Origin of the sequence: Bacillus sp. DX4.1, assembly GCF_030348195.1 — a bacterium.
In the GTDB taxonomy this organism is placed as follows: Bacteria; Bacillota; Bacilli; order Bacillales; family Bacillaceae_G; genus Bacillus_A.
Genome location: NZ_JAUCFT010000007.1, coordinates 200433 through 214628, shown reverse-complemented (window position 1 = coordinate 214628; position 14196 = coordinate 200433). Strand labels below are relative to the sequence as shown.

12 protein-coding genes and 1 riboswitch are annotated in these 14196 nt (G+C 35.5%); of the genes, 2 read left to right on the top strand and 10 right to left on the bottom strand.

Going from position 1 to position 14196, the window contains the following annotated elements:
• Nucleotides 1-22: 22 nt before the first annotated feature.
• A riboswitch (SAM riboswitch) is annotated at nt 23-127 on the bottom strand.
• 138 nt (nt 128-265) lie between these two features.
• Nucleotides 266-2575 carry an AAA domain-containing protein gene (locus QUF99_RS03230; protein WP_289368624.1) on the bottom strand — a complete coding sequence of 770 codons (2310 nt, stop codon included), beginning with the start codon at nt 2573-2575 and terminating at the stop codon, nt 266-268.
• A gap of 113 nt (nt 2576-2688) precedes the next feature.
• On the opposite strand from QUF99_RS03230, the gene QUF99_RS03225 reads away from it, so the two are divergent.
• A complete protein-coding gene (locus tag QUF99_RS03225; RefSeq protein WP_289368622.1) occupies nt 2689-3078 on the top strand; it encodes a VOC family protein in 390 nt (129 codons plus the stop codon).
• A gap of 117 nt (nt 3079-3195) precedes the next feature.
• On the opposite strand, the gene cuyA is transcribed toward QUF99_RS03225, so the two are convergent.
• Nucleotides 3196-4191 carry a D-cysteate sulfo-lyase gene (gene cuyA / locus QUF99_RS03220; RefSeq protein ID WP_289368621.1) on the bottom strand — a complete coding sequence of 332 codons (996 nt, stop codon included), beginning with the start codon at nt 4189-4191 and terminating at the stop codon, nt 3196-3198.
• A 426-nt stretch (nt 4192-4617) separates the two neighbouring features.
• Here cuyA and QUF99_RS03215 point away from each other — a divergent pair, with 426 nt between their 5' ends.
• Entirely contained in the window at nt 4618-5133 is a 516-nt protein-coding gene (locus QUF99_RS03215) for a hypothetical protein (protein WP_289368620.1), read from the top strand.
• 548 nt (nt 5134-5681) lie between these two features.
• On the opposite strand, the gene QUF99_RS03210 is transcribed toward QUF99_RS03215, so the two are convergent.
• The 8 genes from QUF99_RS03210 to QUF99_RS03175 all read right to left on the bottom strand — a co-directional run bounded on the left by QUF99_RS03210 (nt 5682) and on the right by QUF99_RS03175 (nt 14126).
• Nucleotides 5682-6353, bottom strand: a complete 672-nt coding sequence (locus tag QUF99_RS03210) for an ABC transporter ATP-binding protein (protein WP_289368619.1) — start codon at nt 6351-6353, stop codon at nt 5682-5684.
• Nucleotides 6353-7417 carry an ABC transporter permease gene (locus QUF99_RS03205; protein WP_289368618.1) on the bottom strand — a complete coding sequence of 355 codons (1065 nt, stop codon included), beginning with the start codon at nt 7415-7417 and terminating at the stop codon, nt 6353-6355. Before QUF99_RS03205 ends, QUF99_RS03210 begins: the two co-directional genes overlap by 1 nt.
• A 412-nt stretch (nt 7418-7829) precedes the next feature.
• On the bottom strand, nt 7830-9230 hold the full coding sequence (locus tag QUF99_RS03200; RefSeq protein ID WP_289368617.1) for a sensor histidine kinase: 1401 nt from the start codon (nt 9228-9230) through the stop codon (nt 7830-7832).
• A gap of 1 nt (nt 9231) precedes the next feature.
• On the bottom strand, nt 9232-9903 hold the full coding sequence (locus QUF99_RS03195; protein ID WP_289368616.1) for a response regulator transcription factor: 672 nt from the start codon (nt 9901-9903) through the stop codon (nt 9232-9234).
• Nucleotides 9904-10124: 221 nt separating this feature from the next.
• On the bottom strand, nt 10125-11372 hold the full coding sequence (locus QUF99_RS03190; RefSeq protein ID WP_289368615.1) for a DUF1015 domain-containing protein: 1248 nt from the start codon (nt 11370-11372) through the stop codon (nt 10125-10127).
• A 13-nt stretch (nt 11373-11385) separates the two neighbouring features.
• Complete coding sequence (locus QUF99_RS03185; protein ID WP_289368614.1) at nt 11386-12558, bottom strand: 3-phosphoglycerate dehydrogenase family protein; 1173 nt, start codon at nt 12556-12558, stop codon at nt 11386-11388.
• A gap of 12 nt (nt 12559-12570) precedes the next feature.
• Complete coding sequence (gene serC / locus QUF99_RS03180) at nt 12571-13653, bottom strand: 3-phosphoserine/phosphohydroxythreonine transaminase (RefSeq protein ID WP_289368613.1); 1083 nt, start codon at nt 13651-13653, stop codon at nt 12571-12573.
• Nucleotides 13654-13934: 281 nt separating this feature from the next.
• On the bottom strand, nt 13935-14126 hold the full coding sequence (locus QUF99_RS03175; RefSeq protein WP_289368612.1) for a DUF378 domain-containing protein: 192 nt from the start codon (nt 14124-14126) through the stop codon (nt 13935-13937).
• Nucleotides 14127-14196: the final 70 nt, after the last annotated feature.

Genomic DNA, 14196 nt, shown 5'->3' with positions numbered 1-14196 from the left:
ACATATCAAAAAATCGCCATCTCTCTTATCTCTCAAGTCTTGCACTTGCTGGAATTGGCACAGTATTCATATTGAATCCGCTGCCGAGGTTTCATAGGGCCAGTCCCTCCACCTCTCGTGATAAGAAATTGTATATATTTTCATAAAATTTTATTAAATTATTTTCATTCTAGTTTTATTGCAACTAAAAGTCAAGGAATTTGTATCCTATCTCTTTATCCCACTATTTGCGGGCAGTAATCCCCTCACTGATTAAAGTTTCACTTTATCGTACATCCAAAAATCCCTTTAAAACACCGATTGTTTCAGGTGCTTGTAATCTTGCAGTGATATAAGGAAATTCAGGAGTTCCCTCAAATATTACGTTTGCTGTTAACGGGGCACCTGCCCACAATATTTCATCATCGATCAAAACAAAAGGCATAGCTTTATTTTTCCGACATACTTGTGCGTTTTTTAAAGGAATTGTTCCTTCACTATAAATTGTTACTTGTGCTGTTGTACGTGCTAGCGCCTGCCAAATTCTTTTATCTATTTGTCTTGTACTCGGAATTGATACAATGATTTTTTGTTTTGCCGAAAGAATATCTTTTAATAATGCTTTCGGTTCTTCTATCGTCATTTGTACAAACCAGCGTAAGCGTTTCGTCAACTTTCTTTCTAACAACGGACGTGATGTTGTTCGATCATATACATTCCCTTGTCTTTGTAAATGCGCTGTTAATTGTGATAATGCTTGCTTTCGAGAAAGGTTTTTCCTCATGTATTGACAGTCAGAAAGCTGAATAAATTTCCCCCTTGCTCTTGTTACCGCAACATTTACAAGGCGATGATTTTTATGATCAAAGAATAATACACCAGGGCGCTCGCTTGGATAACTATCCACCGTATCAAACAGCATCATATCACGTTCAGATCCTTGAAACTTATGAACAGTTGCCGCTAAAACAGGTGCATGTTGTAACTTTGTTTTTTGCAGCAGTTCTCTTATACAAGTTGATAAGAAACGTGCTTGGGCACGATATGGAGTTACGACACCAATAGATGGCATCCCGTCCAGCAAACCTATTAAAACAAGCTGCATTGCCATGAGTCCGGAAAGAATATTAAAACGTGAACCTGATGAAGCATCTTTTAAAGAGTAGGCACCCATTAAGCTTGTATCAAACAGAGCTGTTGCTTCATTCGCAAAAGGCTGTAGCTCTGCAAGCTCTTTTCGAACAGAAACAGATGGATGATCAAATACTCTATTATTGTATATAAATGAATTTGTAAAACTTGATATTTCCGGGTGCATGCGGCGCTGTTCTTGCAGCATAAATAAGTTTGGATGCTTCTGACGATGATTCACTGAATCAACAATACCCGCATGATAAAACATATCTTCTTTTAACCACTTTGTAACAAGTTCATGATTTGCTAAAGCAATCGGTGGCAATTGTAAAAAGTCACCACAGACAACGATTCGTTTTCCGAGTGAAGCTGCTAACGCAATTTGTGGCACATAGGCCATACTCACTTCATCTACAATGATTAAATCAAAATTCCTTTCATAAATAAGTGAATCAATCGCACATTTTGATAACGTTGCTCCAATTACTTTCGCATTCTCAATATATTCTCTTTCTACTTCCTTGATTTTCGCCTTTTGCTTACGAAGGTCGCCTTCTATTTCCTGCATACGTTTCTTTTCAGAAGCTGTCGCTTTATAAGAAAGAATCTTTTGGCGAAGATCTTGACGTAATTCTTCTAAATACAGTCTCTCTTCTCCCCATGATTCATTTGTTGTTTCAACTAATCTAGAAGCTAACAACGTTTCATGGTTACGAATGTGCTCATGTTGACTAAAACCATAACGGACAATCTCTCCTGGTGTCCATTTTTCTTTTTTCTCAATTTGCTTTGTCACTTCACTCATTAATACATCTACCGCTGCATTACTATGTGCTAACACAAGCACTGATTTTCCTTTTTGATAATGCGCAGAAATGATGCGTGATAAATTATAGGATTTTCCTGTTCCAGGCGGTCCCCATACATATGTCGTCGCATTATAAAAAGATCGATATGCAAGTTCGTTTTTCGGATTCTTCATTTTTTCAATATGCTTTGGCGTACTGTTTCCATCTAAAAGACGTTTTACTCGCTGACGCTTTTGTTTATCTTTTCTTACTTCTTTCAAACGCTCTTGCAATTGTTCTAATAATTGCCATGGCTCACTATATAAAATAGCTTCTCTTATTTCGCCTTGTATATAATCATTTAATTTCAGTTCGATTTCTAATCCATGTACAGATAGCACTTCTCCTGTTGCTTCCTCACCATCAAATTCAATACGAATTGGTGTACCGTCTGGTAAGCTCACTTCAGAAATAAGCTGAAATACATAAACCGTACTCTCATAATCTGTATATAAAAAACGACCATTTATAATGGATAGCTTACTGCCGCCTATCGTTTTCCAATGTGTAATTTCATATGTTAACGCTTGATGCCACTCTTTCATCGTTTCTGTTAATGAAGGAGTTTGTAAAGTTGTAGCCATACTGATGTCTCCTTCCGTCTCTCCAAACATACTTTCTCACTATATCATAGAACGACATCGTGTTTATAAGATTTATATCTTGCTTATTTTCTTAATATTCAATATTATGATACATATGAAATTTACGGAAAGAAGGAATGGAAATGCCAGTAAGAAGAATAGAACACGTTGGACTAATGGTTGCTAACTTAGAAACATCCATTTCATTTTATGAAGAAGTGGTTGGCCTAACACTTATAAAACGTATGGGACATCCTGATCCAAATCTAAAACTTGCCTTTTTAGGTGCAGAAGAATCCCAAGAAACAATTATTGAATTAATTGAAGGTTATAATCCTTCTCTTCCAACAGAAGGAAAAGTACATCATATTTGCTTCAAGGTGGATTCTCTAGAAGATGAAATAGAAAGACTGAAAAAGTTACATGTAACATTTCTAACAGAGGAAATCGAAACATTACTTGATGGAGCACGTTATATTTTCTTCTCTGGTCCTGACGGAGAATGGGTGGAATTTTTTGAGACAGAACGATAAAGTGAAACTTCCATTTCCCAAGACAAAAAGTCAGCACCGAATACCCCGGTGCTGACTTTTACTAATACTATTTTCATCATCTTTCTTTTGTTTTTATCCTAATGGTATGATTGTCCCTTAAGAAAAGAGAGATGTATTGGCGTATAACGCTGGGGCACCACCTGAATGTACAAATAAAATGTTATCATCCTGCTTAAAGGTACCTTTTCGGATTAAATCTATAAGCCCAGCTGCTGCTTTACCAGTATATACAGGATCAAGTAAAATCCCTTCTGTTTTTGCTAAAAGTTGAACAGCTTCAACCATTTCAGGCGTAGGCAACGCATAACCTGGTCCAACATACTCATCGAAACATGTAACTGCCTCACGAGGAATAAAATTTGGAATCCCAACATGTGCTGAAGTTTCTTTCACAAGCTGAAACACTTTCTCCTCCTGTTCTGCTTTTCCTCGGCTTACATTGATTCCAATTACCGGAATACCGCTTTGGTTCCCATAAAACCCAGTCACTAAACCAGAATGCATTCCCCCGCTACCACTTACACAAACAACAGCATCGAAATTGATTCCTTGATTAAAGGACTGTGCCAAGATCTCCTGAGCGCAAGCAACATATCCCATTGCACCAGTAGCATTAGATCCCCCAACTGGAATTATGTAAGGATGATGCCCTTTCTCCGTTACCTCTTTCGCTACTTTCTGCATTTCATCCATAAGATCCGTTCCATTCGGCACAACCTTAATGTTCTCAGCACCGAGTAAATGATATAAAAAGTAGTTACCGTTGAAATCTGGTTTTGAATCTTCTTCAAGCCCCTCTTCAAGTACAAGGATACACTTCATTTTTTCTTTCACAGCAGCTGCTAACGTTAAACGACAATGATTGGATTGAATACCCCCGCATGTAATTAACGTATCTGCACCTTTTTCCTGTGCATCAGCAACAAGGAACTCTAATTTTCTTGTTTTATTTCCACCAGCCGTCAAACCAAGTAGATCATCTCGTTTTAAATAAATAGAAGGCCCTCCAAGGACTTCAGAAAAATGATTTAATTTTTCGATTGGCGTATATGATTCTGTGTATTTTTTTCTAGGAAATTTTGCTAAATTCATAATAACTCTCCTTATTTACTCTTTATCTAAAATTAAAATGGTAATTCAAATATCCATCAGACATTATCTGTTCACTGATAATAACTCTTACACTTTTCATTAGAAAAGTCTTCAGTAACCAAACAACCCCAATGGATTTTTAGCCTGAATTATTTTCAGGAAACATCTCTCAGTATACTGGATTCATTACGGTAAATCGACTCTTATGATTAAAAAATATTTCTTTTACCTAACATTTAACGAATTCTTTTAGATACATATAAAAAAGAGCTTTATCAATATATAAAGTTCTTTTTATTTGGCTCTGTTAAAGACTGCTGTTGATTTTTTTGTTAAACTAACAGTGCAGTTTAATACAATAAAAAGAATTAATAAATTTTTATTTAAATGAAAATATAATGCGATTAACAGTAACGGGGTGCGATTATGGATGAACGAAAGATGCGTTTAAAACAAAAGTTAAAAATAGCTAAACAAAAGAGCCAGAGATATAAATTAATGAGCTTACTACCCCAAGATATGTCAACTGTTATAGAAAAAAGTGATGTAATCACATCTCCAGAATTAGAAACAATCCTTAATAAGGTTCACGAGAAATGGAACTTTGAATTACATAAATGGGATTTTGTAATTAATTATAGTAATTTCAGAAAGGAATTTAGTTGGGAACAAGAGGTTATTCAGTATGTGCAAGGGATAGATATTGAAGAAAAATTAGTTTATTTATTTTTGGGGATAGATGACAGTCCAATATTTCTTGTTAACGGAAAATGGGCAATAGAGAACTTTAGCATTCTATGGCAATGTATTAACAATAATGACATATGGATTATTAGTCAAGATTTTAGCTATGGTGTTCTAGTTTCTCGCTATGGAGGATATTTGGAACACGACCCCAATCCAAAAGAAATTCTTTATGCAATTACTAAATGGGATAATTAATTAAAAGGCTACTTCAACTAAAGCATCGGTTAGTTGAAGTAGAAACCAGAAAAGGGCTGAGTGGACCCTTTTTCTTTTCACTAGATATCAACATTATCATTTAACAAAGCTTTTTATTTAGAAAATATACAGTACGATTTTCATACTACTTTTCTAAATTATTTATCAGCCGAAAAGCGAACAATTTGCGTTAACCCAGGCTGTAAATAAGGCTGCCTTTTTCATACTTTCTCCCCCTAATAATGTGATGTATTAACTGTTCTTGTCGTTTTTATTCTTAGATGCTTGTCCCTATATCATTGTAAAGAAGAAATGTAAACTATATTTAAATTAATCTTTAAGTATCTTTTAACAAATCATCCCCCCATCAAACGATTCAACAAATTCCCCCAGCTTATATCCACATCACTAAAAAAAGATTACATTTTTGTAAAAATAAAGGTTGTAATTGCTTTGTTTCATGCTAAAAACAACAGAAACTACCTTGGTTTTGTGAAACTAAAAAAAGCACAGGAATTTTTCTCCTGCGCTTTTTACAAATGATTCCCCTATACTAATTTCCCATCACGTAACGTCAAAATACGATCACATACATCTAGCATTCTCTCATCATGCGTTATCATAATCGCTGCTTTTTGACTCTCTTTCACTTCACGCTTCATCATTTCTACAACTTCACGTCCGCGTTTTGAATCGAGACTTGCAGTTGGTTCATCAGCTAATATTAAATCTGGATTGTTCATGAAAGCACGAGCAATTGCAACACGTTGTCGCTCTCCACCAGATAATTGATTTGGATAGTGGTCTTTCCTCTGCGTTAAACCGAACGCTGCTAATAAGTATTCAACACGTTTTACCGCTTCTTTACGATTTTCTTTTTTTAATTTTGCAATGTAAAGAAGTTGTTCTGTTACATTTAAATACGGCACAAGATTCGCAAATTGAAAAATGAATCCAATACGTTTCAAACGAATATCTGTCATCTCTTTTTCGGATAAATGCGTAATGTTTTGCTCTCGAATATAAATATCTCCTTTGGATGGGGATAAAAGTGCACCAGCAATCGATAATAATGTACTTTTTCCTGACCCAGATGGACCAACAATTCCGATAAACTCTCCAGCTTTCACATCGAGTGAGATCGGATGAAGTGCCGTCACTTCTGTATTTCCTTCTCCATACACTTTACTTACTTCGTCTAATTTTAATAGTGATGCCATTACATGCCACCTCCAATTGCTTCTAACGCATCAACTTTCAATACTTGATATAAGGAAATGAGTGTTCCAATTACACTGATAACAATAAAGATTCCTGCATATTGTCCAATCATCGTTGTTGTTAATAAGAAAGGCATACTTTCTGGCAAAATCTGTTGTAATCCTGCAACCAATCCTATGCTAATAACCATTGCGACAACAGATAAGAATAATGCTTGCACAACTAAACTATTTGCTAAATACGAGTTTTTTGTTCCAATTGCTTTTAATACACCTAATTGCTGCGTTTTTTGCAATGTAATCACATAGAAGAATACACCAATTAATAAAGCTGCAATAACAAGTAAGAACGCAATGATCATTGTTAATGTTCCTTGTTCTTCTTTATATCCTGGAATACTTTGAAGAACTTCTTTTTTCTCAATCACATGTGCATTTTTCACTTCTTTATCTGTACGAAGTGCAATTGCACTATAATCCTTTTGATTTGGCTGAGCAACTTGCCCCCATACATCCTGATTTACATAAACAACAGGCGTATGGCTAAACATTTGACCTTTCGTAAATCCAACTATTTTAAATTCTTTTTTAGACACTGGATCAATAATTGTGTCTCCAATATCTATGCCTTTTTCTTTAATTGATTCGTCAGCAACCATTTCATCTTGCGCTGTGCCTAGTGCATTACCTTGCACAATCTTCGGTTCTAAAAATGTGTCACGTTCGCTTGCAAAAATTGCGATATCGACCTTTTTTGAACTATCCTTCTTTTCATACGTTGAAACTTTCACATGAAATGGTACAGCATCTTTTTGATCGACTTGCCCCATTACCTCATCGACATCTTCTTTCTTAATTTGTGAACGAAGTAACTTATTTTCCGCATCACTTGCTATTACAAATTTTGTCGCATCCATATTTTGAATGGAAGACGCATTATCATAAGATAACCCATTCGCTAACCCAGAAATAACAAGGACTAAAAATGATAATAGAATCATGATAAGTCCGATTAATCCATATCTTAATTTTGATTGTTTTAATTCACGCAGAGCTAAAAACATTTTGCTCGCTCCTTCCTACTTCTTTCTATGCCCTTATCTTAAAAAAGAAATATGAACGGAACATGAACAAAACATTACAAAAGAAGAGACCGCCTAGTAACCATCAAATAATACTAACAGGAAACCCTTTACTTTGTAAGCGTTTTCATTTATAATAAGAATGGGTTGGATGGCACGCGTGGCCATCAGGGTATTTGGCGTAGGTGGGGCCGGTACTATAGACAGAGTATAAACAATGTTCCTTTTATATACTATAAAACTCTACATATATTATAAAATCATAACAAAAGGATAGATGGAAACCGGATATATTCCGCTCCACCTATCCTTATTTTTATGGTACATAAAAGAATGCTTCATCTACTCTATGGTGGATAAGTGCCGCTTCAAAGTATATAAATCCACATTAATTTTACAGATCAGCAGTCTTCTCTTTCACTTTCGGCAGTTCAATCTGAAACTTTGTGCCTTTCCCTTTTTCACTTACCACTGAAATCCCCCCCTGATGCAATTCAATAATTTTTTTTACAATGGATAAGCCTAATCCGCTTCCTTCTACGTTCCGTGCTCTTGCTGTGTCAACTTTATAAAAACGTTCAAAAATCTTCTCGACTTCTTCCTTTTCCATGCCAAGACCATTATCAGAAATAGAAATCACCACTTTGTCTTCTCTTTCTTCTAATTGAAATTCGATTGTTCCCCCACTGTCTGTAAACTTAATACTATTTGTAAATAGATTTGTCCATACTTGATGTAATAAATTTTCATCACCAGTTATCGATATGCTAGGAACATCGAATTCAATTGCAATGTCTTTTTCACGCCATTTCCACTCCATCATAAAAATGACATCCTTAATTTGTTTTTGCAGATTAAACGTTTTTCTTTGAAGCACCTTTTCTTCTTTATCTAGGGATGCTAGTGTTAGTAACTGTTTGCACAAACTAGACATCCGCTTACTTTCTGATTCAATAATCTTTAAGTAGTGCAATCGTTCATCTTCAGTCATCTTATCCGTCTGTAATGTTTTTGAGAATCCCTGAATAGAAGATAACGGCGATTGAAATTCATGAGAAACATTTGAAACAAACTCTTGTCTCATTTGATCTAAATCTTTTATACTCTTCGTCATTTTCTGGAAACTAACAGCTAAAGTACCAATTTCATCTTTGCGATTATGTTCCAGTTCAATATCGTATTCTCCACTTGCAATTTTTTGTGTCGCCTTCGTAAACTTTTGAATCGGATGTACAATAAACCGTGCTGCAATTGCAATAAAAATGATACTTAATCCCACAATAAAACCAAGCAACACCGCTAAGAAAATTCTCATTTCACCGAATTGCTGCTGAATATCAGGACGAATAAATAAGGCATATTGCTTATCACCATTTTTCAGTGGAACCCCTACACTATTAATTAATTCATTATCAAAAAAGCCAGTTATAAATAGACGGGTTGGATAAGTAGAAACACCATTGTATACCTTACCTTGTAAAACTTCATCAATTGCAGCATCACTAATCTTTATAGTCCGAAAAGCATTTCCAATCCGTTTCCCCTGTTTTTGATCATCTACTACATAAATCTCATAACCTAATTTCGCAATAGAATGTAAATACTCATCCTTCGTTTCCTCAGTCTGTTTTTCATATAAATGTTTTACTTCCTCGGCGTAACGTAAAATCTTTTCACTATTATACGGTTTTAATTTCACTTGATAATAAACATTGGTTAATAAAAAACCAATGATGCTACTAAGAAGCATAATCCCCATGGTAATCAATACAAATCTAGAATAAAGTGATTTCATCTTATTTCAACTCCAACTTATAGCCAAGTCCACGTACCGTCTTTATTTGAAAATCATCTGTTCGTTTTGAAAATCGATCTCGAAGGCGTTTAATATGAACATCGATTGTACGCTCATCCCCTTCAAAATCAATCCCCCAAACAAGTTCAATCAGCTCTTCTCTAGAAAATATTCTTCCAGGATAACTTGCGAGTTGTGATAATAATTCAAATTCCTTTAACGGAAGCAAAATCGTTTGCTCATTACATTTTACTTCAAAGCTTTTTCTGTCAATCGTTGTCCCGTGCAACGTTATAACGTCCGCACTGAGCATTTGATAACGACGTAGCAAAGCTTTCATACGAAAGATAACTTCTGCGGGCTCAAACGGTTTGACAATATAATCATCTGTTCCAGAAATAAACCCTTTTTCTTTATCGACTAATTGATCTTTGGCAGTCAATAAAATGACAGGTATATCATAATATTTTCTAATTTCTTCACATAGTGTATACCCGTCAATAAATGGCATCATTATATCAACAATCGCGAGATGAATGTTTTCTTTTTCTAATAAGGATTGTGCTACCTTTCCGTCCTCAGCTCCAAAAACTTTATATCCTTCCTTTTGTAGATGGTAATGTAATAATTCTCGAATATGTTTATCGTCATCAGCTAATAAAATATGTATCATTTCAGTTAAGTCCTTCCTTGTTTATTCTTCTACACCATTACATTAAGAAACAATTTCGTATTTTGCAAGAAAAAGAAGATTCGCATCACACTAAATCAGTATATAATCAGATTGAATAATACAAATATAACCACATAAAATGGTTAGTGAAACAATAATTACTAGCTGAATATTATCAAGTAAATAAGGCAGCACTGTATGTGCTGCCTTACTCTTTTCTTCTATTCTAAAGAATGTATGAAAAGTCCACTACGAAGCTTCGGTTCAAACCACGTTGACTTCGGCGGCATGACTTCTCCCGCATCTGCAATTTCTAATAAATCTTCCATTGATGTAGGATATAAGGCGAATGCTACCTTATAATCACCAAGATTTACAAGACGCTCTAGTTCTTCTAAGCCGCGAATACCACCAACGAAATCAATGCGTGCGTCAGCACGTGGGTCATGAATTTGTAACACTTGACTTAATAAATGATCTTGTAAAATAGAAACATCTAAACATTTTACAACATCATGGGCATCAAATGTTTCTTCTTTCACAGTTAGTTTGTACCATAGATTATTCAAATACATTCCAAATGAATGTGGTTCGGTTGGCTTATATGGAGATACACTTGCCCTTTCCACATGAAAATATTGTGTGATTTGCTGTAAAAATTGTTCTTCTGATAAGCCGTTTAAATCTTTAACCACACGATTGTAATCCCAAATGGATAGTTCATCATAAGGAAATAGAACGGATAAAAAGAAATTAAATTCTTCGTTTCCTGTATAGTTCGGATATTGCTCTCTACGCATAAGCCCTACCTTTACAGCAGATGCTGAGCGATGATGGCCGTCGGCAATATATAGAGAAGGAATATTCTCAAACGATTTTACCAATGCAGAAATCACATCATTTTCTGCAATCTTCCATATTACATGCTCTACGCCGTCTTCAGCAGTAAATTGATAAATCGGTGCATGATTCTCTTGCCAATTTGTAATCTGTTTTGTTACCTCTTCTTTTGTACGATAGGTTAAAAAAATGGGTCCAGTATTTGCATTACATTCATCAACGTGACGAATACGATCTTGCTCTTTTTCATGACGTGTTCGCTCATGCTTTTTAATCGTGTTATCCGTATACTCATCAATTGATGTACAAACGACAAGCCCTGACTGAGATCTTCCTTGCATTGTTAATTGATAAATATATAAACACGATTCTTCCTCTTGTACAAGTACTTCATCTTTCATTAATCTTTGTAAATTTTCTCGTGCCTTCTCATATACACGGTCATCATAAGGAGAAACAGAAGAGTCTAAGTCAATTTCTGCTTTATCAATATGTAAAAATGAATATGAATTCCCTTTTACAACTTCCCTTGCTTCTTCACTATTTAATACATCATACGGCAATGCCGCAACTTTCTCAGCTTTTTCTGACACTGGACGAATGGCCCGAAACGGTCGAATTGTTGCCAATATCCTCTCTCCTTTACACAATCATTCGAACGGCTACAACACCTGTGATTTGTTTTATATTTCCAACTACATTTTCTTTAATTATATCATCAATTCCATTATCAATATCAATCATTGTATATGCCCAAGACCCTTTACTACGATTAATCATATCCGCAATATTAATATGGTGTTCTGCTAAACAGCCTGAAATTTGCCCAACCATATTTGGAATGTTTTGATGCATAATTGTAATTCGTTTCTTTCCTATATAAGGAAGCTCTACATTCGGATAGTTTACTGAATTACGAATATTTCCTGTTTCCAAATAGTCACGTAACTGACGTGCTGCCATAACTGCACAATTTTCTTCAGACTCATACGTAGAAGCTCCAAGATGCGGCGTTGCAGTTACATTTTTCATTTGTAACACTCGTTCATTTGGAAAGTCAGTCATGTAATGATTTATAACGCCTTCTTCTAGTCCTTTTTCTAACGCAATTTCATCCACCAGTTCACCTCTAGAGAAGTTAAAGAGACGGACGCCTTTTTTCATCGTTTGCATGGCATGTTCTCCAATGATTCCCCTCGTTTGATCTGTTAGTGGAATATGCAATGTAATATAATCGCACGTTGCAAAAATTTCATCTAAACTAAAAGCACGCTGTACGTGTGTTGATAAACGCCATGCTGTTTCAACAGAAATGTATGGATCGTATCCTACAACATCCATACCAAGTGATAATGCATCATTTGCAACAAGTGCTCCGATTGCTCCAAGTCCAATTACACCAAGTCGTTTTCCAGCAATCTCTGAGCCAACAAATTGTTTTTTCCCTGCTTCTACAAGCTGCGGGACTTCTTCCCCTTGCAGTTCTTTCGTCCATCCCACTCCGTTTATAATGTTACGTGATGACATAATAAAGCTAGCAAGAATGAGTTCTTTCACCGCATTCGCATTTGCCCCTGGCGTATTGAAAACGACGATGCCTTGTTCTGTGCATCGATCAACAGGTATATTGTTTACACCTGCCCCAGCTCTTGCAATCGCCTTTAAATCTTTTGAAAATTCTTCTTGATGTAAGGAAAAACTTCTCAGCAAAATACCATCTGGGTACTCTACATTTTCTTCAACTTGATATTGATCGTCTCTAAAAATATGTAAGCCTTTTTCAGCAATTTGATTCAACGTTTGAATGTGAAACATTTCTCCATCCCCTTATTTATACTCGAGCTCAAATTCTTTCATACAATGAACCAGTTTCTTCACGCCCTCTATCGGCATTGCGTTATATACACTAGCACGCATACCACCAACAGAACGATGACCTTTTAACGTAACAAGTCCCAGTTTCTTTGCTTCTTGTAAAAATTGTTCATTTAATTCTTTCGATGGTGTTGTAAATGGAATGTTCATTAGAGAACGATACGTAGGATTAACTGGTGAAGTGAATAATTTTGACTCATCTAAGAAATCATATAGAAGCGCTGCTTTTTGTCTATTTTGTTCTTCTATAGCGGCTACGCCACCTTGCTCCTTTAACCACTCTAGTACAAGTTTCGTTACATAAATACTGAAGGATGGTGGTGTATTATATAAAGAGTTATTTTTGCTATAAGTTTCATAGTTTAACATTGTTGGACAAGTAGACGGTGCACCACCAATTAAATCTTCCTTTATTATGGCGATTGTCAGTCCTGCTGGTCCTAAGTTTTTTTGAGCACCCGCGTAAATCAATCCAAACTTCTCTACATGATACTCTTCAGATAAAATATTGGAAGACATGTCAGCGACGAGCGGAATATCCCCTATCTCTGGAATATCCACATATTTCGTTCCTTCAATTGTATTATTTGTTGTAATATGCACATAATCTAGTTCCTTTTGAATGTTTGACGCATCCACATGTGGGATTGTTGAAAAGTTTTCTGCTTCAGATGAAGCAATGACGTCAACTGTTCCAATTTTTTGCGCTTCTTGCAGCGCCTTTTTGGACCATGATCCTGTTTGTACATATCCAGCTCTTTTATGTTCTTTCATCAAATTAAATGGAATCATTGAAAACTGTAGCGATGCCCCACCTTGTAAAAATAAAACATCGTAATTTTCAGGAATGTTCATCAATTCACGGAGTAGAGCACTTGCTCCCTCTATAATATCTTGAAAGTGTGAAGATCGATGACTCATTTCGATAACAGACATACCTGCCCTGTTATAATTCAAAAGTTCCTTTTGCACTCGTTCCAACACCGGCAAAGGGAGTATAGATGGTCCTGCTGAAAAATTGTATACTCTTTCCATTACATGAACAACCTCCCTATTTCTATAATTATAAATTTTAAAACTTTCTGAATTATAACTCATATACAATATGTGGTCAATTCGTTTTGCTTCTTTCGGGTGTAAGACGCAATGGAACCGTTTGCAGATACATTTTCATTCATAAAGTGAAACTTTGATCAGTAGGAGTTTTCTTCATCTCCCACTAATTATTAGCCCTGACCAATCGGGCTTTTACGGGATAAACATACAAAAAGTGTTAAGCAAATTTGCTTAACACTTCAATCATAATCATATAATAGCTAATTGCTCGCAAAGAACCGATCATAGATTTGATAAATTGCAGAAAGACCAACAAGCCAGTAAACAGTATCAACAAGAGCTGGTGTAGAACCGAAAAGCTTCTCTACTACATTGTAATCCAGCGCGACAAACAACCAATTCAAGCCGCCAAGAATCACCAAAATTGCTGTAAGGTAAGACAAAAATTTCATTATGATTGCCCCCTAGGTGATAAAATGGTGAAAGGCCTTTCACTAAAATATATGTAACAAATTCCCAAAA